The organism is Massilia sp. UMI-21 (genome assembly GCA_015277795.1).
GTDB lineage: Bacteria > Pseudomonadota > Gammaproteobacteria > Burkholderiales > Burkholderiaceae_D > Telluria.
This window is the reverse complement of the sequence record CP063848.1, coordinates 258,281-284,527: the sequence shown is the minus strand read 5'-3', so window position 1 is coordinate 284,527 and position 26,247 is coordinate 258,281. Positions and strand designations below refer to the sequence as shown.

24 protein-coding genes are annotated in these 26,247 nt (G+C 61.6%); 9 read left to right on the top strand and 15 right to left on the bottom strand.

The window, feature by feature from the left end; translation table 11 throughout:
• Positions 1-49: 49 nt before the first annotated feature.
• Positions 50-1,006, bottom strand: coding sequence for a LysR family transcriptional regulator (locus IM543_01250; GenBank protein ID QOY94583.1), 957 nt, complete (start codon positions 1,004-1,006; stop codon positions 50-52).
• Positions 1,007-1,146: 140 nt separating this feature from the next.
• Here IM543_01250 and IM543_01245 point away from each other — a divergent pair, with 140 nt between their 5' ends.
• Positions 1,147-1,353, top strand: coding sequence for a hypothetical protein (locus IM543_01245; protein QOY94582.1), 207 nt, complete (start codon positions 1,147-1,149; stop codon positions 1,351-1,353).
• Between the two features lie 759 nt (positions 1,354-2,112).
• On the opposite strand, the gene IM543_01240 is transcribed toward IM543_01245, so the two are convergent.
• The 4 genes from IM543_01240 to IM543_01225 all read right to left on the bottom strand — a co-directional run bounded on the left by IM543_01240 (position 2,113) and on the right by IM543_01225 (position 4,607).
• Complete coding sequence (locus IM543_01240) at positions 2,113-2,373, bottom strand: YfhL family 4Fe-4S dicluster ferredoxin (protein QOY94581.1); 261 nt, start codon at positions 2,371-2,373, stop codon at positions 2,113-2,115.
• Between the two features lie 37 nt (positions 2,374-2,410).
• The gene (coaD, locus tag IM543_01235; GenBank protein QOY94580.1) at positions 2,411-2,911 is read right to left on the bottom strand and encodes a pantetheine-phosphate adenylyltransferase; all 501 of its coding nucleotides are present in this window, start codon (positions 2,909-2,911) and stop codon (positions 2,411-2,413) included.
• 109 nt (positions 2,912-3,020) lie between these two features.
• Positions 3,021-3,671 (bottom strand): 16S rRNA (guanine(966)-N(2))-methyltransferase RsmD, encoded by a 651-nt coding sequence (gene rsmD, locus IM543_01230; GenBank protein ID QOY94579.1) that lies wholly within the window; start codon positions 3,669-3,671, stop codon positions 3,021-3,023.
• A gap of 42 nt (positions 3,672-3,713) precedes the next feature.
• A complete protein-coding gene (locus tag IM543_01225) occupies positions 3,714-4,607 on the bottom strand; it encodes a hypothetical protein (GenBank protein ID QOY94578.1) in 894 nt (297 codons plus the stop codon).
• Between the two features lie 24 nt (positions 4,608-4,631).
• Between IM543_01225 and glmU the strand changes: the two genes are divergently transcribed.
• Positions 4,632-6,008: a bifunctional UDP-N-acetylglucosamine diphosphorylase/glucosamine-1-phosphate N-acetyltransferase GlmU gene (gene glmU / locus IM543_01220; protein ID QOY94577.1), complete on the top strand. Its 1,377-nt coding sequence runs from the start codon at positions 4,632-4,634 to the stop codon at positions 6,006-6,008.
• 110 nt (positions 6,009-6,118) lie between these two features.
• On the opposite strand, the gene IM543_01215 is transcribed toward glmU, so the two are convergent.
• Complete coding sequence (locus IM543_01215; GenBank protein QOY94576.1) at positions 6,119-6,589, bottom strand: Lrp/AsnC family transcriptional regulator; 471 nt, start codon at positions 6,587-6,589, stop codon at positions 6,119-6,121.
• Positions 6,590-6,748: 159 nt separating this feature from the next.
• Between IM543_01215 and glmS the strand changes: the two genes are divergently transcribed.
• The 4 genes from glmS (at position 6,749) to IM543_01195 (ending at position 13,312) form a co-directional block, all read left to right on the top strand.
• The gene (gene glmS / locus IM543_01210) at positions 6,749-8,578 is read left to right on the top strand and encodes a glutamine--fructose-6-phosphate transaminase (isomerizing) (GenBank protein QOY94575.1); all 1,830 of its coding nucleotides are present in this window, start codon (positions 6,749-6,751) and stop codon (positions 8,576-8,578) included.
• Positions 8,579-8,844: 266 nt separating this feature from the next.
• On the top strand, positions 8,845-10,350 hold the full coding sequence (locus IM543_01205) for an L-lactate permease (GenBank protein ID QOY94574.1): 1,506 nt from the start codon (positions 8,845-8,847) through the stop codon (positions 10,348-10,350).
• A gap of 558 nt (positions 10,351-10,908) precedes the next feature.
• Entirely contained in the window at positions 10,909-12,003 is a 1,095-nt protein-coding gene (locus tag IM543_01200) for an NAD/NADP octopine/nopaline dehydrogenase family protein (protein ID QOY94573.1), read from the top strand.
• Between the two features lies 1 nt (position 12,004).
• The gene (locus tag IM543_01195) at positions 12,005-13,312 is read left to right on the top strand and encodes a hypothetical protein (protein QOY94572.1); all 1,308 of its coding nucleotides are present in this window, start codon (positions 12,005-12,007) and stop codon (positions 13,310-13,312) included.
• Positions 13,313-13,335: 23 nt separating this feature from the next.
• Here IM543_01195 and IM543_01190 read toward each other — a convergent pair whose 3' ends face one another.
• The 8 genes from IM543_01190 to tssK all read right to left on the bottom strand — a co-directional run bounded on the left by IM543_01190 (position 13,336) and on the right by tssK (position 22,227).
• Positions 13,336-14,736, bottom strand: a complete 1,401-nt coding sequence (locus IM543_01190) for a hypothetical protein (protein QOY94571.1) — start codon at positions 14,734-14,736, stop codon at positions 13,336-13,338.
• Positions 14,737-14,745: 9 nt separating this feature from the next.
• Positions 14,746-15,009: a PAAR domain-containing protein gene (locus IM543_01185; protein ID QOY94570.1), complete on the bottom strand. Its 264-nt coding sequence runs from the start codon at positions 15,007-15,009 to the stop codon at positions 14,746-14,748.
• A 122-nt stretch (positions 15,010-15,131) separates the two neighbouring features.
• Positions 15,132-15,647, bottom strand: a complete 516-nt coding sequence (locus tag IM543_01180; protein QOY94569.1) for a hypothetical protein — start codon at positions 15,645-15,647, stop codon at positions 15,132-15,134.
• Positions 15,648-15,937: 290 nt separating this feature from the next.
• Complete coding sequence (locus IM543_01175; GenBank protein QOY94568.1) at positions 15,938-16,456, bottom strand: hypothetical protein; 519 nt, start codon at positions 16,454-16,456, stop codon at positions 15,938-15,940.
• 221 nt (positions 16,457-16,677) lie between these two features.
• Positions 16,678-17,253 (bottom strand): hypothetical protein, encoded by a 576-nt coding sequence (locus IM543_01170; protein QOY94567.1) that lies wholly within the window; start codon positions 17,251-17,253, stop codon positions 16,678-16,680.
• A gap of 128 nt (positions 17,254-17,381) precedes the next feature.
• On the bottom strand, positions 17,382-18,125 hold the full coding sequence (locus IM543_01165; protein ID QOY94566.1) for a hypothetical protein: 744 nt from the start codon (positions 18,123-18,125) through the stop codon (positions 17,382-17,384).
• Entirely contained in the window at positions 18,122-20,890 is a 2,769-nt protein-coding gene (locus IM543_01160; protein ID QOY94565.1) for a type VI secretion system tip protein VgrG, read from the bottom strand. The genes IM543_01165 and IM543_01160 overlap by 4 nt, the downstream gene beginning before the upstream one ends.
• Positions 20,887-22,227, bottom strand: a complete 1,341-nt coding sequence (tssK, locus tag IM543_01155) for a type VI secretion system baseplate subunit TssK (GenBank protein ID QOY94564.1) — start codon at positions 22,225-22,227, stop codon at positions 20,887-20,889. Before tssK ends, IM543_01160 begins: the two co-directional genes overlap by 4 nt.
• Positions 22,228-22,391: 164 nt before the next feature.
• Here tssK and tssE point away from each other — a divergent pair, with 164 nt between their 5' ends.
• Genes tssE through tssG form a run of 3 tightly spaced genes read left to right on the top strand, consistent with a single transcriptional unit; the run spans position 22,392 to position 25,800 of the window.
• Complete coding sequence (gene tssE, locus IM543_01150) at positions 22,392-22,904, top strand: type VI secretion system baseplate subunit TssE (protein QOY94563.1); 513 nt, start codon at positions 22,392-22,394, stop codon at positions 22,902-22,904.
• A 2-nt stretch (positions 22,905-22,906) separates the two neighbouring features.
• Positions 22,907-24,748: a type VI secretion system baseplate subunit TssF gene (gene tssF, locus IM543_01145; GenBank protein ID QOY94562.1), complete on the top strand. Its 1,842-nt coding sequence runs from the start codon at positions 22,907-22,909 to the stop codon at positions 24,746-24,748.
• On the top strand, positions 24,712-25,800 hold the full coding sequence (tssG, locus tag IM543_01140; GenBank protein QOY94561.1) for a type VI secretion system baseplate subunit TssG: 1,089 nt from the start codon (positions 24,712-24,714) through the stop codon (positions 25,798-25,800). The genes tssF and tssG overlap by 37 nt, the downstream gene beginning before the upstream one ends.
• On the opposite strand, the gene IM543_01135 is transcribed toward tssG, so the two are convergent.
• Positions 25,797-26,180 carry a DUF2750 domain-containing protein gene (locus IM543_01135; protein QOY96460.1) on the bottom strand — a complete coding sequence of 128 codons (384 nt, stop codon included), beginning with the start codon at positions 26,178-26,180 and terminating at the stop codon, positions 25,797-25,799. The genes tssG and IM543_01135 overlap by 4 nt on opposite strands.
• Positions 26,181-26,247: the final 67 nt, after the last annotated feature.

The following is a 26,247-nucleotide window of genomic DNA, read 5'->3' as shown; positions in this document are numbered from 1 at the left end:
ACACCCTACAAAAAACGAGCAGATCCGGGCCGCGTATCGCCCAATCCGGTTAGACGACCTTGCGCGCGCCCGTCTTCGGCGCCGCGCTCTCCGCCATGCTTTCCAGGTTCTTGCGCAGCCAGCGGTGCGCCGGGCTGCGGCCGTCACGCTCGTGCCAGAGCATGTCGAGGTGCACCGCCGGCAGCTGCAAGGGCAGCTCGCGCCACACCAGCGCATCGGTCATGCCGGTCGATACCATCAGGTGCTTCGGCAGCACCGTGATCAAGTCCGAATTCGCCACCACCCGGCCCGCCGTGAAGAACTGGTTCACCGTCAGCAGGATGCGGCGCTCGCGGCCGAGCTGGGCCAGCGCTTCGTCGACCAGGCCATGGGCGCGCCCCGAAAAACTCACCAACAGGTGGTTGGCCTTGCAGTAGGTGTCGAGGTCGAGCTTTTCCTTGGCCAGCGGATGGTCCTTGCGCATCACGCACACGTACACGCCGGAATACAGGCGTTCGTGGCGGATCGGCGAGCCCGTCTCATACGACAGCTGGGCCGCCACGCCCGGGAAGAAACCGACCGCCAGGTCGATGTCGCCGCGCAGCAGCATCGGCCGCGGTTCGCGCGTCGTCAGCGGCACCATGCGGATGTTCACGCCCGGCGCTTCGCGTTCGATCGAGCGCATCAGCGAAGGCAGCCACAGGGCGGCGGTGGCGTCCGCCATCGCCATCCGGAAGGTCGCCTGGGCTTTCGACACGTCGAAGGTTTCCGGCATCACGGCCGCTTCCAGCGCGGCCAGGGCCTGGCGCACCGCCGGCCACAGCGCTTCGGCGCGCGGCGTCGGCTTGACGCCGTACGCGGTGCGGATCAGGAGTTCGTCCCCCAGACTTTCGCGCAGGCGCTTGATCGCGTTCGAGACCGCCGGCTGGGTCATCGCGAGGTGTCCGGCGGCGCGGGTCAGGTTTTGCTCGGTCATCACTGCGTCGAATACGCGCAGCAGGTTCAGGTCAAGCGTCAGGAAGCTCATGGGAACTTATTTGGCAGTACAGAAGGTGTTCCCAGTGTACCTCAAGTATTCACAGAATGCATAAGCATCATCAGTGAACAAAATTAGATTTATATGTTGCATCGCACTATATTGCTCACAACTGAACATTTATCCATATCATGTCTGCCGTCATCACCCTCATCCAGACCACCGGCGCTGCCATTGCAGCCGTTCCTGTCGGTCAGGTTCTCCGTACCGCCTCCGGCATCGCGCTGCTGGGCGGCGTTGCCATGGTTTTTCGTCCGCTGCTGGTCGGTATTGGCCGTGCCACCGTGCTGACCCTGCGTCCACGCCCGCCGAAGGCGCACCTGGCCGAGCACCACTGATTGCTTCATTCTCCGTTTGACGCGGCCTCCTGAACGGGACGCGTTTTTTTACGTCCGCTGTTCCGGCGTTGACGTTTGCCTTCCTCGCCCTCCTTCCCCTTCCTCCCTTCATCGATCCGGTTTCGGGTTGACGCAGACCGTTTGGCCCCTTGCCTTGGTGACTCTTCGTTACCCGGCTTTTCGCGTCGGTTTGATTTAACAAAGTTCACGAAGAGTCACTCTCGTCCCTGTGGCGTAGGACGGATGGAAATTAGAAAAGACGGGCGATGGCATCCGAATGACCCCACTTTGCCGCTAGATAGAGAAAATTGGCAGCTATGATTGATTTGGGAATTCGGCTTAATCGAACCTCATCTTTAATAGCTAGTTGCGCGATGTTGGCTGTAAAAAAATACATATACGGTCAATATCTATGCGGTTCAACACAGTTCACGTTCTATGATTTTATATGGATGAGTATTGGTTGCAAGTAAGATGCAAAGACGCCGCTCCCTGCTTTTGGGGCAGATTGCGCCATGTGCAGTCAGTAACTGGCATTTACTGGCGACGAAGATGGGCAGGCCGCGGCGGGGCTTCCAGACGGGGTGCTGGATCGGAGGTTCGAGGTGGCGTCGCATCGGCGCGATGCGGGCAGCGGGGAGGTAGTCGGGCGCACAGCCCCTGCAGCCGCCAGGAAGGCGGCCGCGGCATGTCTGCGTCAGCGGATAGAGAGAAAAGAAGGGCGGAAACAAAAAAGCCGGCATTAGCCGGCTGGGGGAATCAGGTCTGTGCCTTGGGGGCAGTCAGGCGTTCATATTTGGCCTGCAGTTCTTCGGGCGTTTCGCGCCACTCGGGATTGAGGGGAATGCATGCGACCGGGCACAGCACCGCGCAGGTCGGCTCGTCGAAATGGCCGACGCATTCGGTGCACTTGTGCGGGTCGATCTGGTAGAACTCGGCGCCCATGGAGATGGCGTCGTTCGGGCATTCGGGTTCGCAGACGTCGCAGTTGATGCAATCGTCGGTAATCATCAGTGCCATGGTCGTGCTCGTTCCTTGCTGCTGGTGGGCTGCGCGTTCAGGCTGCCGGCGCCGCTTTGATCGCTGCGATCTTCTTCTGCAGCCAGCGGTCCACCGACGGGAACACGAATTTCGATACGTCGCCGCCCAGCATGGCGATCTCGCGCACGATAGTGCCCGAAATGAACTGGTACTGGTCGGACGGGGTCAGGAACAGGGTTTCGACGTCGGGGAGCAGGTAGCGGTTCATGCCGGCCATCTGGAATTCGTATTCGAAGTCGGACACCGCGCGCAGGCCGCGCACGATCACGCGCGCATCGTGGTCGCGCACGAAATCCTTCAGCAGGCCGGAGAAGCTCTCCACCTGCACGTTCGGATAATGGCCAAGCACTTCGTTGGCGATTTCCAGGCGCTCGTCGAGCGAAAAGAAGGGCTTCTTGTTCTTGCTGTCGGCGACGCCCACCACCAGGCGATCGAACAGGCCCGATGCACGGCGCACTAAGTCTTCGTGCCCCCGCGTGAGCGGATCGAACGTACCTGGATAAACGGCTACAACCATTGCGGCTCCCTTGGAGAATCACCCTGTCAGAACGCGCATTATGCCTGAAAATCCGGCACCTGCCCCAGCCTGGGGCGGCGTTTGCCCAATCCTTGTGCAGTTTCGTCGATCAGGCGACGCCGTCGTTCAATTTCAGCAGGTAGTAATAGACCATGCCCGCCTTGTCCTCGCGGATGGCATCCCAGCCGGTGAGCCAGTCGGGGCGTTCTTGTTCCAGCGGCAGCGGCTCGCCGGTTTCGGCATAGACCAGGCCGCCCTCGTTCAGGATGGCCGGGCACAGGGGCAGGATCTGGGTAAGCAGGCCCAGCTGATAGGGCGGATCGAGGAAGATCACGTCGAAGCGCTGGCCGCGGGCGGCCAGGTCGCGTACCAGGGCCAGGGCGTCGGCGCGCAGCACCTTCACGTTGCCGGCCTTGAGCTTGTCGCGGTTGCTTTCCAGCTGGCGTGCCGCCGGGCCATGGCTGTCCACCATGGTCACCGATGCAGCACCGCGGCTGGCCGCTTCGAAGCCGAGCGCACCGGACCCGGCGAACAGGTCGAGGAAGCTGGCGCCATCGAAATCGCCACCGAGTTGATGCCTGATCCAGTTGAACACGGTCTCGCGGACACGGTCCGGGGTCGGGCGCAGGCCCTCGGCGTCCAGGACCGGCAGCAGGGCGCGTTTCCAGGCGCCGCCGATGATGCGTACCTGGCGTGGCGCCAGGCGGGGAGCCCGATGGGGAACACGATTGGCTTGGGGTGTGGAGGACTTCTTTTGCATGGGCGGCACTATAACATGGCCCTTGCGGCGCCCTTTCCTCGCTTATTTCCCTGCCGCCAGGAGCTGGAAATCATTGATCCAGCCTTGCATGCGTTCCTGCGCATGTTTCTTCTGCGCCGGTGTCGCGATGCGGATCGCGGTCAGCATGAATTTGGTGGTCTGGTCGAGATAGTTGTCGTAGAAGGCCTTGCGCTCGGGCGATTCCGTACGGCCGAAGAGTTCGCGCTGCATCGCTGCGATCTGGGCCGCCGCCTGCTCGCGGTTCGGCTTCTCCTGTTGGAACTTGCGCAGCAGGCTGAGGATGCGGCGCTGGCGCCAGACCCGTTCGTCCAGCCAGGTATCGCTGTCGAGCGGGCGCGCATCCGAGGCCTTGCGCAGGATGGCTTCCTGTTCCCTGCTGAAGTTGCCGAACCATAGTTCGAGTTGGTCCATCGCCTTCTTGAAACGGGCGCGCTGGCGCTTCTCGGTACTACCTTCGACAAATTTCTTGCGGTAATCGGCGTTTTTCGAAATGAACTTGCGTTCGATATCGGCGATCTGATCCGGTTTGATGGACAGTGCGAGGGTGGTCAACTCGGGCAGCGCATGGCTGGCCAGGCGCTCGCCGCGGACGCGCACCTCCTTGTACAGGGTGATCAGGTCGGCCTGGGTCGGGTTGCCGGCGAGCTGGCGCTGCATGTTGCCGAGCAAGGCGGCGTAGTCGCGCAGCTGGGTCTGGCGGTGCCAGCGGAACAGTTTATCGATGTCGCGCTTGGCGATATCGGCCTGCTCGCCTTCCAGATCGGCATAGGAATCGAGCCACCAATACAGTAAGGTATCACCCTGGTTGTAAGTGAAACGTACAGAGCTGCAAGCAGCGAGCAGGGCGAACAGCGCCACCATGCAAAGCGCAATAGTGCGCCGGGACAAGGACTCTTGCGTGTTAAACTTTTTCATATTTTCAACTTTTGAGATCGGCTTATGAACGTTGTCATCCTCGCCGCTGGCATGGGAAAACGCATGCAGTCCGCGCTGCCGAAGGTCTTGCATCCGCTGGCGGGGAAACCGCTATTGCGTCATGTTATCGATACCGCACATAGCTTATCGCCGAGTAAATTATGCGTGATTTACGGGCACGGAGGCGCAGCGGTGCCGGAGATGGTCGGCACGTTGGCCGAGCAGACCGGCACCACGATCGACACCGCCCTGCAACAGCCGCAGCTCGGCACCGGCCATGCCGTGATGCAGGCCGTGCCCCAGCTGGATGAGAGCGTATCGACCCTGGTGTTGTACGGCGACGTGCCGCTGACCACCGCCGCATCGCTCGGCCGCCTGGTCGAGGCCGCCGGCACCGACAAGCTCGCCATCCTGACCGTCGAGCAGGCCAATCCCTTCGGCCTGGGCCGCATCGTGCGCGAGGACGGCAAGATCGTGCGCATCGTCGAAGAAAAGGATGCCAGCGAGGCCGAGCGCGCGATCCGCGAAATCAACAGCGGCATCATGTGCGTCCCGACCACCCACCTCAAGAAGTGGCTGGCCGCGTTGTCGAACAACAATGCACAGGGCGAGTACTACCTGACCGACATCGTGGCCCAGGCGGTGCTGGACGGCGTGCCGGTGGTCTCGGCCCAGCCTTCGGCCGAATGGGAAGTGGCCGGCGTCAACAGCAAGGTGCAGTTGGCCGAGCTCGAGCGCCGTCACCAGCTGAACATCGCCAATGCGCTGCTCGAGAAGGGCGTGACCCTGATGGATCCGGCGCGCATCGACGTGCGCGGCGAACTCGTCTGCGGCCGCGATGTCGTGGTCGATGTCGGCTGCGTGTTCGAAGGCCGGGTCGAGCTGGCTGACGGCGTGACCGTCGGTCCGCATTGCGTGCTCGTCAACGCCAAGGTCGGCGCCGGCGCCCAGATCAAGCCCTTCTGCCACATCGAAGACGCGGTGGTGGGCGACAAGTCGCAGATCGGCCCCTACGCACGCCTGCGCCCGGGTACCGAGCTGGGCGAAGACGTCCATGTGGGTAACTTCGTCGAGATCAAGAACAGCCAGGTTGCCGCGCACAGCAAGGCCAACCACCTGGCCTACGTGGGCGACGCCACCGTCGGCTCGCGCGTGAACATCGGCGCCGGCACCATCACCTGCAATTACGATGGTGCCAACAAGTTCCGCACCGTGATCGAGGACGACGCCTTCATCGGCAGCGACAGCCAGCTGGTGGCGCCGGTGACGGTGGGCAAGGGTGCGACCCTGGGCGCCGGCACCACGCTCACCAAGGATGCGCCGGCCGGCAAGCTGACCATCTCGCGCTCGAAGCAGATGAGCATCGAAGGCTGGTCGCGTCCGGTGAAAACGAAGAAATAATCCACCGATACCGACAGGGTAATCACAGGAAAAACACAGGCTAATCACATGCTTATCCGGTGCTTTTCCGGGTGCTTACCCACAAAGTTTTCCACAGGTTTCTTGTTCATCTAAACCACGATCCGGGTGTCGAACTTGGATCGGTGGGTGGAAAAATAGGCTTTGACGTTGCGCACGTTGGCATGCGCCGTAAACAGCCGATGGGCCAGCGCATGGTAGGCCGGCATGTCGGCCACCTGCACCACCAGCACGAAATCCGGGCCCGGGCTGACGCGGTAGCACTGCAGGACGGCGGTATCGGGCGCCACCAGGGTTTCGAACTCGTCCATGCGCTCGGCCGCCTGTACGTCGAGCGTGATCTCGACGATCGCGGTGAGGCGCGCCCCCACCTTGGCCGGATCGACGATCGCCACCTGGCGTTCGATGACGCCGCTGTCGGTGAGTTGTTTTACGCGGCGCAAACAAGTAGGTGGCGAGACGTGTACCAGTTCAGCCAATTCGGCGTTCGTATGCGATGCATCAGTCTGCAAGCTAGTCAGGATGCGACGATCGAGTTCGTCCAGGGGTAGTTGATCTGACATGGCGTGAAATAAACTTTAAAAATAACGATCTAAATGAAATAATATTTCACATCTTACCTCTCGTGAAATAATCTGTCAAAAATAGGCGAACTCTGAAAGCTTATTTCACGCTAGTTGCTCTACGATAGGTTTCATTGCAAATCTTCAAACGAGGTCAACATGTGCGGTATCGTCGGTGCAGTCGCCAAGCGCAACATCACTCCCATCCTGATCGAGGGCCTGAAACGCCTGGAATATCGCGGTTATGACTCCTGCGGCGTCGCCGTCCACCTGGACGGTAAACTGACCCGCTCGCGCAGCACCTCGCGCGTGGCCGAGCTCGAATCGCAGGTGCGCGAAGCCCACCTCGACGGTTTCACCGGCATCGCCCACACCCGCTGGGCCACCCACGGCGCCCCTGCTTCGCACAATGCCCACCCGCACTTCTCGCCGAGCGAAGACAATGCGCGCATCGCACTTGTCCACAACGGCATCATCGAGAACCACGACGAGTTGCGCACCGAGCTGAAGGCGCTCGGCTACGCCTTCACCAGCCAGACCGATACCGAAGTCATCGCCCACCTGGTCGATCACATGTATAACGGCGACCTGTTCGATACCGTCCAGCAGGCCGTCAAGCGCCTGCATGGCGCCTACGCCATCGCCGTGTTCTCGCGTGAAGAACCGCACCGCGTCATCGCTGCCCGCCAGGGCTCGCCGCTGATCGTCGGCGTCGGCGAGAACGAAAACTTCGTCGCCTCGGACGCGATGGCGCTGGCCGGCACCACCAACCGCATCATCTACCTCGAAGAAGGCGATGTGGTCGACCTGCAGCTGGCACGCTACTGGATCGTCGATAGCGAAGGCCGTCCGGTCGAGCGCGAAGTGAAAACCGTGCACGCCCACACCGGCGCGGCCGAGCTCGGCCCGTACCGCCACTACATGCAGAAGGAAATCTTCGAGCAGCCGCGCGTCATCGGCGACACCCTCGAGGGCGTGACCGCGATCATGCCGGAACTGTTCGGCGACGGCGCCTATGGCGTGTTCAAGGAAATCGACCGCGTGCTGATCCTGGCCTGCGGCACCAGCTACTACGCCGGCCTGACCGCGAAGTACTGGATCGAGCGCATCGCCAAGGTGCCGGTCAACGTCGAGATCGCCAGCGAATACCGCTACCGCGACAGCGTGCCGCACCCGCAGACCCTGGTGGTCACCATCTCGCAGAGCGGCGAGACCGCCGACACCCTGGCCGCACTGAAACATGCGCGCAGCCTCGGCATGCCGCATACGCTCACCATCTGCAACGTTGCCACCAGCGCCATGGTGCGCGAGTGCAAGCTGGCCTACATCACCCGCGCCGGCGTCGAAGTGGGCGTGGCCTCGACCAAGGCCTTTACCACCCAGCTGGCCGCGCTGTTCCTCCTGACCTTGACCCTGGCGCAAGTGAACGGCCGCCTGACCGAGGCCGAAGAAGCCGAACACCTGAAAATGATGCGCCACCTGCCGGTCGCGCTGAGCGCGGTGCTGGCGCTGGAGCCGCAGATCATCGCCTGGGCCGAAGAATTCGCGCGCAAGGAAAACGCCCTGTTCCTGGGCCGCGGCATGCACTACCCGATCGCCCTGGAAGGTGCACTGAAGCTGAAGGAAATCTCGTACATCCACGCCGAAGCCTACCCGGCAGGCGAGCTGAAGCACGGCCCGCTGGCGCTGGTAACCGAAGAGATGCCGGTGGTCACGATCGCCCCGAACGACGCGCTGCTGGAAAAACTGAAGTCGAACATGCAGGAAGTACGCGCCCGCGGCGGCGAACTGTACGTGTTCGCCGACGTCGATTCGCGCATCACCTCGGGCGAAGGCCTGCACGTGATCCGCCTGCCGGAGCACTACGGCGAACTGTCGCCGATCCTGCACGTGGCCGCGCTGCAGCTGCTGGCCTACCACACCGCGCTGGCGCGCGGCACCGACGTGGACAAGCCGCGCAACTTGGCGAAGTCGGTGACGGTGGAGTAAGGCGGGCACTGCGCTGAGCAGGTGGTGCACCTGCAAATAAATACGTCACTCCCGCACCAGGTTTGACGTGGCTATGCGGCCTCGACACTTCGTGTCGGGGCCGTTTTACCTTCCACGAAGCCGCCCATAACCGGTAGGCCGTGCCGGCCGGATACATGCCGCTTGTGTTGGTATGCGCCTTCGTGTTTGGTATGCTGTTGCTGACACATCGGCGCATACGCCGCGCCCGGCGTTTCCCACTTGCACCAGACAGGCTTGACTGCTCCATGCTTGCGGCCCTTCCCATCCTGGTGGTCCTGGTATTGATGATCGGCATGCGGGCCTCCGCCGCGCGCGCCGGTAGCGCCGGACTGGCCGCCGCCATCGTTGTTGCCATTTCAGGATTCGGTCTCGGCACGACCGTCATGCCCCAATGGGGCCGGTTCGGCAGTGTCGGCGGTGCGATGGCGGAAGCGGGATTCATCGCGCTCACCGTCCTGTGGATCATTTTTCCTGCGCTGTGCATCCATGAAATGCAGGTGCGCACCGGCAGCATGGACATACTGCGCAAGGCGATGGGGCGCATCACCGGCGATGCGCGTATCCTGGCTTTGTTGATCGCCTGGTTTTTCGTGCTCTTTGTCGAGGGCGCCGCCGGATTCGGCACGCCGGTGGCGCTGGCGGCGCCCTTTCTCGTCAGCGCAGGCTTCGGCAAGGTCGCCGCGGTGAGCATCGCGTTGATCGGCCATGCGGTCGGGGTATCCTTTGGCGCGGTCGGCACGCCGGTGCTTCCGCAAGTGGCAGCCAGCGGCTTGCCCGGTCTCGCACTGGCCGGCGCCACCGCCGCCTACCATGTGCTGCTGGGCTGGATGATGCCGCTGGTCGTCATGCTGCTTGCCGCCCGCGCACTCGGCGGGGAGATCCGCACAGCGCCATTGTGGGGCTGGGCGTTGTTCGCCGCATGTTGCTTCCTGCTTCCTTTCTATCTGCTGGCACGCTATGTTGGCCCTGAACTGCCCACGCTGGGCGGAGCGCTGCTGGGCGCCTTGCTGTTCGTCGGCGTGCTCAAGCTCGGCGGCCGCACCGCTGCGGCGGCGAGCACGCCCGGCATCAGCGCCGTCGCGGTGCTCAGGGCCAGTGCTCCCTACCTGCTGCTGATCTTTCTGGTGCTGGCCACCCGGCTGCTACCGGCACTCAAAGCCACGCTGGGCTCCGTCGCCCTTGCCTGGTCGCTTGGACCGTTCGGCGCCAGCATGCAGGTTCTCTATCACCCGGGGACGATGTTGCTGGCGAGCCTGATTCTGGCGGCACTGCTGAACCGCGTGCCGATCGCCTTGCTGACATCGGTCATGGCGTCGGTCGTCAAGCGCCTGCTGCCGGTGTGCGCCGCGCTGCTGGCCATGCTGGGCCTGTCGCGCGTCATGGTTCACGCCGGCATGATCGATGCGCTGGCCGCGAGCGCCAGTGGCGTCGGCAGCTGGTGGCCCTTGCTCGCCCCGGCCATCGGCGCCCTCGGTACCTTCGTGACTGGCTCGGCAACGGCATCGAATATTCTGTTGACGGAGTTCCAGGTCGCTACTGCACGCCAGCTCGGCTTGTCCGTCCTGGGCCTCAGCGCCGCCCAAGGTTTCGGCGCGGCGGTCGGCAACATTATCTGTCCGCATAACATTGTCGCGGCCAGCGCCACCGTCGATCTGACAGGACGCGAAGCCGAGGTGCTGCGCCGTACCGTCGTGGTTGCGGTTCTGTACTGCGCGCTGGGGGGCGTGGCGGCCCTGCTGCTGTTTGCCTGACTGAACAGACGACCCGTCGACAGGACAGGTCGGTCACGATTTTGCGTGAACAAAATTGTAACAATGTGTGTGTATGACATCTCCATGTCAGATTCATATGCAGCCGCCGCCACGTCGCATGGCCAGCCGCTAAGAAAGCCCACATGGTGCGCTCAGCAGCGCATCGTGACTGCGCCTCCAGAGGGTGAGCCTCACCGAATATCTGTTTGCCTAGGCCCATTAAATACTATTAACAGTAGGCAAAGTGTGTTCTTTTCTCCCCGATCTGTACGCTTCCTGCAGCGTGACACAGACGGGAATTCGGTTGACTTCCCAACTGAACAAACTTATCTTAATTTCATCGATGAGCAGCTTAATCAAATGCTTATTTGATAATTTTCAATTCGTGCGGTGACGCGGAGAGGCACTGTGACCACTGTAACTCCTCCTGGGACGCGGTTGCGCGATTCCATGAGCCTGTTGCCGCCTTGATGAACCCAATGACCGGGCCGCCGCCTAGCGGAACCGGGTACTGACGCGCGCCGCGTCGTGCCGTCCGGCCGGTCCGATGGAGGACGCATGAATGTCTTAATGGTAGGTGCAGGCAATGCAGGATGCGCGCTCGGCGCGATCCTCGCGCAGGACGGGCACCGGGTCGCCTTGCTGAAAACCTCGCACTCGCTGCACGACCAGAACTTCGATACCGTGCGCGACACCCGCACGATCAAGCTCATCAGCAATCCGAAGGGCGGCGAAACCAGCACGGCGCAGATCGCCCTGGCTACGCGCGATCTCAAGGAAGCCTTCGCCGAGACGCCGGACGCGATCATCATCACCACCCAGACGCAGTGCCATGCCGAGATCGCCGAGCTGATCGGTCCCTACCTCAAGGCCCACCAGCTGGTGCTGCTGGCGCCCGGCTATATGGGTTCCTGCTACTTCCTGCCCTATCAGCAAAAGGAAGCCTTCCTGCTGGCAGAAGGCGAAAGCCTGCCCTACGACGCGCGCATCGTCGAGCCGGGTGTGGTTAACGTTTTGTTCCGCAACACCCGCAATGCCCTGGCCTTCCTGCCGCGCGAGCGCGCCGACGAAGGACTGGAACGCGCCGCCTGCCTGTTCCCGACCTATGTCGCGAAACGCAGCAACGTGGTCGAGTCCGCGATGCACAACCCGAACCTGATCGTGCACACCATCGGCACCCTGCTGTCGGCCAGCCGCATCGAGCACGCGGAAGGCGAATTCTGGATGTACCGCGAGGCCTTCACGCCGTCCGTGCTGAACCTGCTGTACAAGCTCGACGCCGAAAAGAACGCCGTCATCGCGGCCACCGGCGGCAAGCCTTCGCCGTACTTCGACGAGTGCAAGTTCCGTAACGAAGAAGACCTGTCGCAACCGTCGATTTCCGTATTCCGCCGCTATGCGGCCGAGGGCGGCCCGAAGGGACCGGCCACCCTGCAGACGCGCTTCATTACCGAAGACGTGCCGATGGGGCTGGCGCTGCTGTCCTCGATCGGCCGCCTGATGGGGGTGCCGACTCCGACTGCCGACGCCTTGATCGTCATCGCCAGCGGCCTACTGGACCGCGACTTCGCAGGTGAAGCCCGCACGCTGGAACGGCTGGGGCTGGGCGACAAATCGCCGGCAGAGTTCAATCGCGTGCTGAATGGGGGATAACGTGAGCATCCACGACCTGCTTGCCAAACCCTATTACGCCTGGCGCCGCTACATTCCGAGCCGCGTCCTGTATCACCCCGACTTCTTCAGCGTGCTGGACATGCTGTCGCAAGACAAGGCGGCGGTCGCGGACCAGGCCAATCTGCGCCTGCGCAAGATCCTCGTCCATGCCCTCGAACACGTGCCCTTCTACCAGCGCAACGTCAGGCTGAGCGTCGAGGAAGCAAACAACGAACCCGTGCACGAGGTGCTGGCTGCCTTCCCGTTCCTGGCCAAGGAAGACGTCATGTCGCAACAGCGCGACTTCCTCGATCGCCGGCTCGATCCGCAAAAACTGATGTACGCCACCAGCGGCGGCTCGTCCGGCCAGGGCATCGGCCTGTGGCGCACCAAGCGCCTGGCCGACATCGAAAAGGCTTTTTTTACGCACGAGTGGGGCAAGCTCGGCTTCTCCTTCGACAAGTCGCGCATCCTGCGCATCGGCGCCGACGCGCGCCGCCTGGCGCACGAAGAACCGGCGCGCGTGGTCGGCAACCGCCTGATGCTCTCGCCCTACCACGTGCACGAGCAACACAAGGCGACCATCGTCGAGGCCATCCGGCGCTTCCAGCCTGAGTATGTGCATGGCTACCCGAGTTCGGTGACGGCGCTGTCCGAACTGGTCCAGTCCGGCGAGCTCGGGGTGCAAGTAAAAGCCGTGCTGCTGGCCTCGGAACCGGCGACCCCGGCGCAGCTGGCGTCGATCCGCCGGCTGTTCGGCGCGCCGGTGTCGCTGAATTACGGCTTGTCCGAGCGTACCAACCTGGCATTCCTGCAGGTGGACGAGCGCGGCATCTCCGATTACCAGTTCCAGCCGCTCTATGGCTGGAACGAAAACCGCATGGACGGCGACCGCCCGGAGATCGTCGGGACCTCGCTGTGGAACGACGTGATGCCCCTGATCCGTTACCGGACCAACGACTACGGTCTGATCGATGCGGATGGCCGCTGCCAGGCCATCGATGGCCGCGGCCACGAATACCTGCTCGACCGCAGCGGCAAGCGCATTCCGGGCCTGTCGATCGTGATCGACGAAGTGACCTGGGACTTCGTGCGCCTGTACCAGGTGCGGCAGAAAAAGGCGGGCGAGATCACGCTGGCGGTGGTGCCGCGCCATGGCCGCCTCAACGACGAGCAGCGCGCCTTCGTGCTGGATGCCCAGCAGAAACGCTGGGGCGGCTTCTTCGACATCTCGCTGCAGGAAGAGACCGATATACCGCTGGCGCCGAACGGCAAGCGCAAGCTGGTGGTCAATTCGCTGAACACCTGAACCTGTGAGGATTCACCGGCGGCTCATGCCGGGGGACGCACCAGCGCGGCGCAGCGCACAAACGGATCCTCGTTGCCGATGCACAGGATCGGCGCCTGGCGCTCCAGCGCGTAGTGGCGGGCCAGCGCCAGTACCGTCAGGAAAGGCACCGCCCCGCAGCTTCCACTGCCGAGACCGATGCGGACGATATCGTCCGCCGCATCGACCTGCGGAATCGCCGGCGTGCTCAGGCCCATCAGTTCAAGGACCCGGTTCGGCCGATGCGCAGTGTCCGCGACGACCATGTCGATCTGCGACAGGTCAACGGCAGCGGCTTGGCTGATCTGCGTTGTCATCTCCATCAGCAGGGTCGAATCGGCCTGGCGGGCCTCATCCGCCGAGCTGTCGCGACGGCGCTCGTCGAAGGGGCCGAGCAGGGCGACATCGGCGCCGCACGATTGCGCCAGCGTCAGGTCCGTCAACAGCAGTCCCGCCGCGCCCTCACCGGGAATCTGGCCGCGCGATTGCGAGGCGGTGAACAGGGCGGACCGGGCAGCCAGGCGGTCGATGCTTTCCTGGCCGATCAGCGAGGCACAGGCGATCACGAGGCCGATCACGGGCGCGTTGGCCGACGACGTTGTCGGCATCAGTTGTGCGAGTACTTTTGCTGGCGTCATGTGCGGCTGTTCCTGTCCCTCCGGGACGGCGATGTCGGCTACCGGCCAGCCATACTGGCCCACCGTGTGGGTCAGCCAGGTCGTCATCGCGTGACGACTGTCGGCAGCCCAGTCATCGGGCAGCAGCAGCCTCAATTGAAGCCGCGGTGGCGTTCCCTCGACCGGCATCAGCTCGCCGGCAGCCTGGCTGGCAAGTTCGGCTGCCACGCCGGTGGCCAGGATCAGCGCGCGCCATTGTTCTTCCGAGAATTCCGGTCGCATGCCCTGGCTGGACAGCCACTCTACAATCTCGTCCTGCAGCATCGCGTCCTGGGCATCGTCGCAACGTGCCGTCATCACCGGGAAACCATTGTCATCGACCAGTTCCTGGTCCAGGTCTGCACAGGCTTCGTTATCGGCGATGGCGCTGGCGAGATCGTCCGCCGAGCTACCGTGCGGCGAGCGTAACGCCGTGCCGACAATCGCCAGCACGGGCGTACTTGCTGCCGTAGTTGTGCTCGGCGCGGAAACGGCGGGTTTCGATGCACTGGTGGGGACAGATGCGGCGCGGGCAGCGATGGCTTTTTGTCCGCTCCAGAAGGCGAGCAGGATGCCCAAAGGCAGGGCGAACAAAGCCAGTCCCAGCTCGCCTATCCCGGGATTGCGATCAGTGAAGTGCCAGTATCCGATCGCGAGCGTCCAGCAGACCACGAAGGTGGTGACGACGATGGCACCCAGTTTGAACCACTCGGCCTTGAAACTTGCCGGTGTTGTTGTCGTTGTTGTCATGGCTGTCGCTCAAATGTTGTCGATCGTTGCTTGTTGCCCGGCGATCAGGGTGGCGCCGCAGGCTGTTTTGTCGCCGTGACGCGCGGCCGGCTTGCCGTCGATGATCAGTGTCGAGTCGCCGCTGATGATGGGGTTGGGGCCGTGTTTGGGGCAACTCGCTTTGTCCCCCACTCGTGCGATCCCTTTGCCACCTGTATCGCTATGGGGAGAGGCTTCGATGACCGCTCCTCCATGAGAAGTTTTATCGCCGAGCGTAATCAAGGCGCCTGCCATATACACTCCTAATTCTGTTGAGTATTAATTGAGAAAACTTGATTTACAAATATAAAATCTCGTGTTGACCCTATGTCGCTAAACTTTGGTAAATAGAATGCTTTGTTATTGAGAGGTATCTTTTATTGGTCATGAAGACTAGGGCCGCACTTCGCTTCCCCAGGCTGTTGCACGGTTTCGATGTTTACCTCATTGGACTGATGTCCTGCGTACTCGACCTTTACGCGATAACAAGCAGAACGTAAGGGCAGCTTCACATAAGCTGCTACATTCAAGTTGAAGTAGCTGCCAAAGGCTTGCTTGCTGGAACGCTTCGGGGAACGCGATTGGGGTTGAGGAATCGTCGGATTAGGATCTTCCTTAATGATCCCGCCTTTGTATGTCTCGCCAGATGCGTTATCAGTAACAACTAGAACCAACGGCCCCGGATGACGAACGGTATCAGCGGCGTTAACAAGATATAGACCACATATTGGCACGACAAACTCCGTGTACTGCGCCAAATTTTCAGGTAATGCAACGTGTGAAGGGGCGCGTAACAATACACCGCGCCAATAAATTCCTGGATCAGCAGGTGAGCAAATATTTTGATCGCTTGTGTCCAACGGCACTTGCTCAAATAAGCTATCGCTAGTCATTGTGCTGCCTCGCTTTGAGGTGGCTGGCGTCGTAGAGTTTGGTGCGTATGACTGAAACTGCCCGGACTGCGCACAACCGCTTGCGACAAGCATCAGACAAGATACGGACACTACGCTTCCAAGAATTGAATTCTGCGGTGTCTTCAAAGCGGCTCCCAACCATTACTAAAGTCCAACTTACGAACTTACTGGGCGTTCAGAATAGCGCAAGCGCAAAAATCCCTTGAAAAACATCAGTGGAGCATTTCCTGCCGATCAGCTAAAGTCTCGAGAATAAAAATGAGATATTCTTAATCGCATGCACCACCGATCTCGTACACTAACCACGAATTTTCGGAATGTCGGAGTTTTACACTTTCAACACATGCTTCGTTCGAGAAATACTGCAGTGTTACTTCATCGTCGCTAAACTGTAGTGTTGTACTCCAAGCCCGGCCCTTTGCCATAATATATTTGGCTATTTCTGTCTTGGCCGTAGCTCTCTCAACGACTTTCTCTTCGCCTGTCCCTTCGTAGATACCTGTTACAACATTATCGATAAAATTGGTGATTTTCCTTGTATTTTGAGGAGTGTCAAATGCACATAAGATGAGATCAATTGCTGTTTGAAGTACGCGACTATCTCGCATGACATTTTTATGAATGCTGTTCATCAATTCTTTCTTTTGTCGGGACGAGCAAGAATTTTCATTGCTGTTTCCATTTTTAGTTACTATCGGAAAAGAAAGAGCTTTTGTTGAGGCAGATGAAATGCCGCTTGTGACCATAAGAAAATAAACAAAATATCTAGCGCAGTGTTGGTAGCTCATGTTTTACTTAATTCTAGCTGCTCTTCTATTCCGGGTATCCGGTTAAAGCATGACACGAGCGTCGCTGAATTGATCGTATCTGCTATACCACTTAAGTGACCTTGGTCTCGCTCTGCATGACAATTCAGCATTGGCCCACACTCAAGCTGGTCTTTTCCCATAGAAAGAACTCGAAAATAGAAATAAAACCCCAAGCGAGATCCCAGCTTGCTGAGTATTTCTCAATTACGGGAAATTTCTAAGGCATAGAAGGTATTAGGAAGATCGTTCGATTTTCGCGCTTGCATCGGTTGTGATTCCACTTTCATTACTACACCAGTTTGTACTTTGTGCGTAAAGTGGTAGACAGTCGGGTTAACGACCTGCGCATTCTCACGGAGTTCTTCTGCAACATTTTCTATAACGTACTCTTCCAAAATCGTCTCTGGCAGCTTGGCCATATATCTTCCATAGGGAAAGTTACGGGGTTGGAAAGTTAATACGGCGTTGCTCCATTCTGATGTTCTATTTTTGCGCTTCAAAGTCAAGGATATTCCTGTTAAACGAAAGTTCTCTTCGTCATAATATCTGATTAGCTCAGTCGAAACTGCAGGATCTTTTGGCCAAAAAAACTTACCTGGCCCTAAGATTCGACGTTCTTCCTGAGCTAGTGAAGCCCTATGTGCAATAAGGTTATTTACGGAAGAAATAACGTCTTCCAAATATTTTTTTTCTTCTTCATTCAGTGAAAGTTGCGCTGGAATACTCTCAATATCATTTTTTTCGTAGAGCGATCTAAATTTTTTGTCTTCTTTCATTGCCTCTCCCGCCTGCGAATTTTTTGAAGATCTTGTTTTCTCATTTAGGTATCCTGCGTCGATTAGAGTTGAAATTCTCAGTGCAGATGAGACCACGATAAGAAGCGCTAGCACAAAAAATAACGTTTTCATTTTTGAATGGTGCCATATATCGGGTCTAACTTGTTTATTAACGGCAGCCATCTCCGAGCAGGCCCTGGATTGAAAATCTTCGCTTTGTATCCGTTTTTAATAAAATTAAAATACCATGCATATGGATTGACAGAATAGGCGATTGAGAATGGCAGAGCCTTGCTGTGCTTGACAGCTCCAGAGCCACTGGGATTATCAATTTCAACTTCGTCTAATATTTCTTTCGCAGTTTCCGCGCAGGTGTCGTTCAAGAAAGCATGGTAACGTAGTTCTCCAGAAATAACCTCAGCACGTATTTTGTTAGTTTCATGGATAAGACGCATTGCTTGAGCAAGAGAAATCCGCAATTGAAATGCCTTTACAGTTTCAGTCACGATGAAGTCCGGGGTTCCGGGGCGGCTGTTGGTGTATCCGTCTTTTAACGGTGCATAACGATTGTATTTATTTGGAGGAAAAGTGCTACCTTTGTCAAACCAGCCAAATTTCCCCGCTCCGTTAGGGCCGAAACTAAAAACGCTAATAATAGTATTATTTTTTACGGTGTAAAAGAAAGCATGGCCGTAGTCAACTGCTAAATCATGTGTTTCGTCAACAAAGGCCTCCGGTTTATTCACTTCGAATCCCACGACAACATAGTAGCTATCAATAACAACTGTTTTTCGAGTAGTCTGCTCAATCGGTGACGTTCTTGAATGACCTGTGCTTGTCCAACGCGCAGGGACTGTAGAGTTGCGGTTCACGACATGACCTCGATATAGATTTCTTCGGATGCTAAAGTCCGTACGAGATGTGTCTGCCCCTCGGCATCGGTTCGACCATATTCAACCCCTCCGCTTGCGTACTTGATTCGGTAATCCGTGTTCGCAAGCGGACTTCCCGTCGATCGGTCTACGAGAACGAAAGCTTCGTCGAACTGTCGTACGGTGGAATCTGGCAACCTTAATAACTCGACTTCAGCTTTACCGCCGCTACCAAAAACATGCTGCCCCCCCTTCACCGAAAACGTCCCCGGACACGCAAACGTGATATCCCCACCCTCCAGCGTGATCGACGACTCCCCCGCCTGCAGCACGATCTTTTCCTTGGCCTTGATCTCGATGCAGTCATTCACCGAGATCACCGTAATCTCCTTGTCCGCCAGGATCTCCAGCCCATCGGTATGCGCCTGCAGCGACACCGACCCGTTCGCCGCGATCGCCTGGATGCCGCCAGCGTGAGTGAACAGGCTGGTCGCGCCGCCGGAGACCGACGAAAACGTGTGCCCCGCCGTCATGTGCAGATCCGACTGCGTGGTCCAGTGCAGGTGCTTCCCGGCGTACAGCACGGTCGATGCCGGCGTGGCCCAGTTGATGCTGGCCGCCGAATCCATCAGCACGATCGGGACGCCAAACTTTTCCACAGGCTGCGCGGAATCAAGTTCGCGCGACCCCGGCTTGGCTTTGAAGGCCGACTGGCCGTTCACCGGCCCCGGATACTTGCCTTTCTCCTGCGGATCGATCTGCGCGATGAATTCCGCCTGCGCCTGCGAGGCGTCCTTGCTGAACAAGGCCTGCTGCCGGGCCGCCGCGTCGCCCAGCCTGGTGGATAAGGCCTGGGCGGACGTGAACTGCGCCAGCGCCTCCGACACATCCATCTGCGTCGAACTGACGCTGCTTCCCAGGGCCGGACGTGCGCGTGTGGATAAGAGCACGCCTTCGCCACCGCGGATCACCGCCCAGGCATCGGTACGTAGCTCGAAACCAGTGCCGCGGTAGGCGCCACGCTGCGCACTGCCGGGCTCCTGGTGGATCAGGTAACCGAGATTGAGCTGGGTGGCGCCGAGGCTGGTCGCCAGGCGCATGCGCAGCTGTCCGGTGGTGTCGTCGATCTGCCACTGGTTGTAGCCGCTGCCGTCGAAGTTGCGGGTGTGGATTCCGGACAGCGCGCCGGCATGGTTGGCGCCCGAATCGACGCCGGCCGAGAACGGCGGCAGGTCGGCGCCGTTATGGAGCTGGGCCACGATGACCGGCCGGTCGATATCGCCTTCGATGAAGTCGACCAGCACTTCGGTCCCGATGCGCGGCGTGAACACCGTGCCCCAGTTGGGCCCGGCCAGCGCCTCGGCCACGCGCACCCAGGTGCCTGAGGTCTCGTTGCCCGGTGCGCAGCCTTTGTGGTCCGTGTTGTGCGCCATGCCCCCCGGATTGGGACGACTGCCCCGCTGCCACGCGAACTGGATGCGCACCTGATGATCGCGATGGGTGGTCGACACCGCATCCGCCAGCCCAACCACCAGCGCGCACTGCGGCCCCGGCGCCGTGATCCGATGCGGCGCCGTGGTCAGGCGCGGCACCAGCGGTACCAGCTCGCGCACGCAAGTGAACACATTGCGATAGCTGCCGTTCTCGACACCCGACGACACGGCGCCCGCAATGCCGGTAGCGAGATTGTTGCGCCCTTCGTGCCGCACCGACAGCAGCTTGAAGGCGTTCTCACCTTGCGGATAGCGCTCGTGCTGGCTCAAGTGAAACGCGTGACCGGCTGCCAGCCGCCGCACCGCCCCGGTTCCTTCGAACAGCTTGATCTCCAACTCGAGCGCTTGCAGCATCAGTTCGGCGTGCGCATCGGCCGCACGGCGCTCGCTGGCGATGCGCTCCCCACTGCCATCGTAGATCTGCAGCGCCGGCAGCTCGCCCGCATCCAGGTGGCTGGCATGCTCGTATCCAGGCGCCAGCAACTGCGCCGGATCCCAGCTGCTGATCGCGACCCCGTTCGCCCGCACCGCGCGGCGCGCGCGAAAGCCGTCGATCGCATCATCGGTCTCGGTCGCCCGCACGCCATGGAAGCGGATCAGGTTTCCGCCCGGCGTCGCGGGCAGCGCCGCCCTGCTGTCGAAGATCACCAGGCGGTGCCTGGCCTGCCCATGCGCGCCGTCATCGCGATCGTCCGCCTGGTCGTGTTCGAAGCGCCAGTTCAGCCCTTCCGACGCCAGCAGGCGCGTGAAGAAATCCAGGTCGCTCTCGCGGTACTGCGTGCACACCGCGCGCGCCGGCAGCGGCTGCGCAATGTCGAACTCGAAGCGCAGCTGTGGATAATCGGCGAGTAATTCACAGACGATCTCGCGGACGTTCTTGTCCTGGAAGATGTAGCTGTCGCGGCGCAGCGCCAGCATGCCCAGGGCCGGTTCCACGCGCAGGCGATAGCGCGCCACGCCGCCGTCCGCTCCCAGCCACGAGGCCGAGGTGCACAGGCCGTGCCACATGCGCCGGCTGCCGTCCGGCTGGAGCAGTCCGACGGTGAGTTCTTCGCCGATGAACAGTGCCAGGTCGAGGTCGGTGGAGGTGCTGAGCGCGTCCACGTCGAAGCCGAACAGTTCGTTGACGGCTTCAAACCCGCTGAAGCCTTCCACCACCAGCGCTTCGGGCAGCGCGCTGTCCTGGCTGCTCGCCAGGGTGATCAGCCGCGCGTGCTGGCTCAGCCCCGTGCCGTAGACGCCCAGGGTCGGGAACTCCGGCGCCGCCTTCATGCCGTGACGGCCAGCAGTTCCAGCCGCAGTTCCTTCATGCCGGCCGGGACATAGATCGAGATGGACTGGGCCTTGAGCATGCGCTCGTACATCGCCCCTTTCGCTTCCAGCACGAAGTAGCAGGTCTCGGGACGCACCGGCACCGCCGCGGGCAGCTGCGGTGCGTACTGCAGGCGCACCCCCGGCAGTGCCGACAGCACGAATTTTTCCACGTCGTCGGGCGCGCCGACCTTGAAGCGCAGCGGCACCACGTCCACCAGTTCCACCGCCGGAATCGCTGCCGACACCGCGATGTAGAAGGTGGTCTTTTCGTCGATCTTGCCCGAGTCGAGCGCGCCGATGTGGTAGGACGGGCGCACCTCGCTGAGTGCGATCGCGAAGTATTTCGAGGAGATCACGGTGTCGAGCAGCTCGCGAATGATGGTGTGCAGCTGGGCGAAGCCCGGTCCCGGGTCGTTGTGCTGGTAGGGCGGCAGGTCGGACAAGGTCCAGCTCTTGGAAAAGGTCATCAGGCCGCCCGCGAGGTCGAGCAACTGCTCGTACAGGCGCTCCGGATGCAGGGCCGGATGGTGGAAGTGATGGGTCAGGGTCGCATACGCGGAGCTGGCCGTGTGCAGCAGCCAGAACGAGGACATGTCGCCCGAGCGGAACTCCACCACGTTGCGGCTCGGCTCGCGCTGGTGGCCGTACAGCGCGGCGGTCTTGGCCTGCAGGGCGTCCAGCAGGCGGCGCAGCTGCTGGAACAGCACCGGGGCAGCGCCCACCGACAGCGTCGGCGGGACGAAGCTGTCGTCGTTCTCGAAGCCGCCGCTCGCTGCACGCCGCAGGCGCAGCAGCGGGAAGTGGATGTAGGAGTCGCGCGGGTCGGCTTCCGACACCAGCCGCACCGCCTTTTTCAGGTAGGCCAGCTGCACCGGCGCGGCCTGGGTGTACAGGTCCGGCGTGTCCTGGTTCGCCTGCACGAAACGCGCCGTGTTGCTGGTTTGGCCGGGCGGCGTGAAATTGCCGGTAAAGGGTTTCAGGCCGGGCAGGGCGACGTAATACGTGATGGTTTGCTGCGACGGCGGCAGCAGGCTCAGGTCCACCGTCTCGGGCAGGGCGTCGATCTCCGGTGCGTCGACCAGTTCGCCGTCCTGGAAGCGCACCGACAGCGCCAGCAGCCGCAGGACGCTGTTGGCCAGGGCCGCGCGGTCGACCTGCAAGGCCTCGACACCCCAGGCATAAGGATGCACCGCCTTGATGCTTTTTTGGAGGCATTGCTCGTGGTAGTGGTCTTGCCGCTGGAAGTGCTGGGGACGCAATAACAGACCTTCGCCCCAGAGAACTTTGCTGGTCATGTCTCTTCCCTCAAGGTGTTGTCAGATGTGGTGCAAGCTATCTCTGATAACCATAACAACTGGAAAGGGTTGCCCATGTGAAGTTGATCAAACGTTGGCACTGCCCGGTATGGCAACATCGAGTCGTTTTTTGCCAACCACACGGCAAGGCAGAGGGGAAGCTCATGAAGGGATACACGCCGGGCCTGTTCGATCGCCTGCTGGGAGTGCCGAACCGCGGGCCGGGATCGGCGTCACCCAGGCATGCCGCGCAACGGCTGACGATCGAAGAGTTGAAGGACACCGTGGCGCGCGACCTCGAGGCCCTGCTCAACACGCGCTCCACCGTCCAGGAGGAGGCGCTCGAGGCGTATCCCGAGTGCAGCCGTTCGATGGTGACCTACGGGCTGGGCGATTTCGCCGACCGCTGCCTGTCCAGCCCCACCGACCGCGCGGCCATCTGCACCAGCATCGAGACCACCATCGCCTGCCACGAGCCGCGCCTGCGCAAGGTGCGTGCCAGCCTGGACTTGCAGGGCGATTCGGTGAACCGCCTGAATTTCTCGATCACGGCGGTGCTGGTGGCGAGCATGTCGGAGGAGCCGGTCAACTTCGACGCGGTGCTCACGCCGTCCACCCTGCAGTATTGCATCAGCAAGGCCGGCAAGCCGGCCCGCGCCGCGCCGCTGGGGGCTTGAGCATGGAACAGATGCTGCCGTATTACGAAAGCGAGCTCGGTTACCTGCGGCGCGACCTGCGCGAATTCGCCGAGCGCTATCCGCGCATCGCCGGGCGGCTCCTGATCAGCGGCGAGGTGTGCGAAGACCCGCATACCGAACGCATGATCGAATCCTTCGCCCTGCTCAACGCGCGCATTGCCAAGCGCCTCGACGACGACTATCCCGAGTTCACCGAGGCGCTGTTCGAGGTGCTGTATCCGCACTACCTGCGACCCTTTCCCTCGTGCTCGATCGCGCGCATGGACTGCGGCGACGCCGCCAACCAGGCCGGGACCAGCGTGATCGCGCGTGGCACCCAGCTCACCACCCGTCCGGTGCGCGGCGGTCCCTGCACCTTCCGCACCGTGTACCCGGTGACGGTGGCGCCGCTGGTGCTGACCCGGGCCGCCTTCTCGGCCATCATCGACGCTCCCGACGCGGTGCGCCTGCCGGGCACCGTCTCGTCCAGCATCAGCTTGCGTATCTGCTGTACCGCCGAGCAGGGTGGGATCGCTCAGCTCGCGCTGCCCAGGCTGCGCGTCTTCATCGACGGCGAACCCTCGTTCTGCGCCGCCCTGCGCGACGCCCTGTTCATGCGCAGCGTGGCGGCCTGGGTCGAAGCCGACGACAGCGGCCGCTGGACCGAACTGCCGACCGTTCCGGTGCAGCCCGCCGGGTTCGACGAAGAGGAATCGCTGATCGACTTCCCGGCGCGTTCGCACGCCGCCTACCGCCTGCTGACCGAATACTTCTGCTTCCCCGAGAAGTTCAACTTCATCGACATCGATCTGCAGGCGCTGGCGGCGCACGCGCCCCCCGGCGCGCGCACACTGAGCCTGCACCTGGGCTTGCGCGGCCTGCGCTCGGATTCGAACCTCGCGCGCATGCTCGGCACGCTGTCGACCAACAACGTGGTGCTGGGCTGCACGCCGGTGATCAACCTGTTCGGCCAGCGCGGCGAGCCGATCCGCGTGACCCACACCAGCGCCAGCTATCCGGTGCTGGCCGACGCACGCCGCGCCTTCGCCTACGAGGTGGTGGCGATCGAGTCGCTGAGCCTGGTCCGCCAGACCCCGCAAGGCGAAACGCTGGTGCAGTTCCGCCCCTTCTACGCGCTGAAGCACGCCCAGACGCCGGAACATGCCGGGCACTACTATGCCGTGCGGCGCGACGAATCGCTGGCCGACAAGAGTCCCGGCTTCGAGACCCAGGTATCGATCGTCGACATCGACTTCGACCCGGCCGAGGTCGAAACCGACACCCTGAACATCGAGCTGACCTGCACCAACCGCGACCTGCCCGCTTCGCTGAGCTACGGGCAGCAGGGCGGCGACCTGTTCCTGGAAGGCGGTTCGAACACGCGCACCATCGCCTTCCTGCGCAAGCCCACGGCTTCCTACCGCTTCGCCAGCGGCCGCGGCGCCCACTGGCGCCTGATCTCGCACCTGGCCCTCAACCACCTGTCGCTGGCCGACGGCGGCGTCGATGCCTTTCGCGAGATGCTGACCCTGTACGACCTGCCGCGCTCACCGTCCTCGCAGCGCCAGATCGGCGGCATCAAGGCGATCGTCCAGCGCCCCACCACCGCCTGGCTGTCCGGGAATCCCTTCAATTGCCTGGTGCGCGGGGTCGAAGTGCGCCTGACGATCGACGAGGAAGCGTTCGTCGGCAGCGGCATCCACGCCTTTGCCCAGATCGTGGAGCGTTTCCTGGCCCTGTACGTGCATGCCAACAGCTTCACCCAGTTGGTGATCGTATCGAGCAAAACCGGAGAAGAAATATTGACATGCCAGCCACGCAGCGGCGATTTGAGCCTGCTGTAATCGAACGCCTGTTCCGCGAGCCCTACCGCTTCGAATGCATGCAGGCGGTGCGCATGCTCGAACTGTGGCTGCGCCGCCGCGGCAAGCCTTCGCGCGACCTGGTGGCGCAGTTCCTGCGCTTCCAGAACTCGGTATCGCTCGGCTTTCCGCCCAGCCAGCTGGAAGCCATCCACGCCGATCCGCGCGCGCTCGACACGGCGCCGGCGGCGCTCGCGGCGGCGCTGCAGGAGGGGGCACTCAAGTACGTGCGCCTGACACCTTCCTTCATGGGCCTGCTGGGGGGGCACGGCGTGCTGCCCCTGCACTATACGGAGCGCATCGCCGAGCACCAGGCCCAGGAAAAGGGAGAACCTGAAGCGGAAGGCGCCCGTGCTTTTCTGGACACCTTTTCGAACCGCTCGCTGGCGCTGTTCTATGCCGCCTGGCGCAAGTACCGGCTGGCGCTGCAATACCAACTGGACGGCCACGACGCCTTCCTGCCCCTGCTCCTGAGCCTGGCCGGACTGGGCAACGGCGCGCTGCGACGGCGCCTGGCCGATTGCGCGGATGGCGCGGTGCTGGACGAGTCGATCGCCTATTTCGCCTCGTCGGTGCGCCAGCGGCCCGCGTCGAGCGTGCAGCTGGCGCGGGTACTGTCGGAATACTTCGGCCAGCCGATCGTGGCCGAGCAGTTCGTCGGCTGCTGGTACGCCGTGCCGCCGGAGCAGCAGACCATCCTGGGCAGCGACAAGGCGGTGCTCGGCGCAAGCGCCATCGCCGGCGCACGCGTCTGGCAGCGCGACCTGCGCTTGCGGCTGGTGGTGGGGCCGCTCGACCGGGCCGGCTTCAACGACTTCCTGCCGGGCGGGCTGGCGGCACGGGCCCTGCGCAGCATGCTGACGATGTTCACCGGCCTGTCGCTCGAGTACGAGGTGGAGCTGGTGCTGCTGGCCGTCGACGTGCGCAACGTGCGGCTGGCGGGTGATGAAGGGCGGCTGGGCTGGGACGCCTACCTGGTCGAGGGCTTGCAGACCGAGGACCGGCGCGACGTGCGCTACGAGCTGACTATCTAGCGCCGGTTCAGTTCGCGTTCCAGGTCGATCCGCAAGGTGGCGGCGGTGGGCGTCAGTCCGCGGTCGCCGGGCGTGTAGAAAATACCCGGCAAGACGCTGTCTTCTTCGAGCTGGGGCAGCAGGTCGCGCATCAGGTCTTCGAGCGTGAAGGCTTGCGGCTCGTAGCCGTCCCATTCGTATTCGGCGCACAGGTCGGCGAATTCGCTGGCCGGCCACATGGCGAAGACCAGGCTGCCGTCGTCGGTCTTGGCCAGCGCCCAGCCGTCGCGGTACAAGCCCCATACCTCATTGGTTTCCACCACCTGCTGGACGAAGCGCGCATAGCGTTGCTTCGCGGGCAGGGTGACCACGTCCGCCAGCTGCTGTGCGCCGAGCTTGATTGCCGAAAGTGTCTGCTCGCTCAAGGTGTCCACCGCCGAAAAAGTGCTCTCACCAGGAGAATACGCC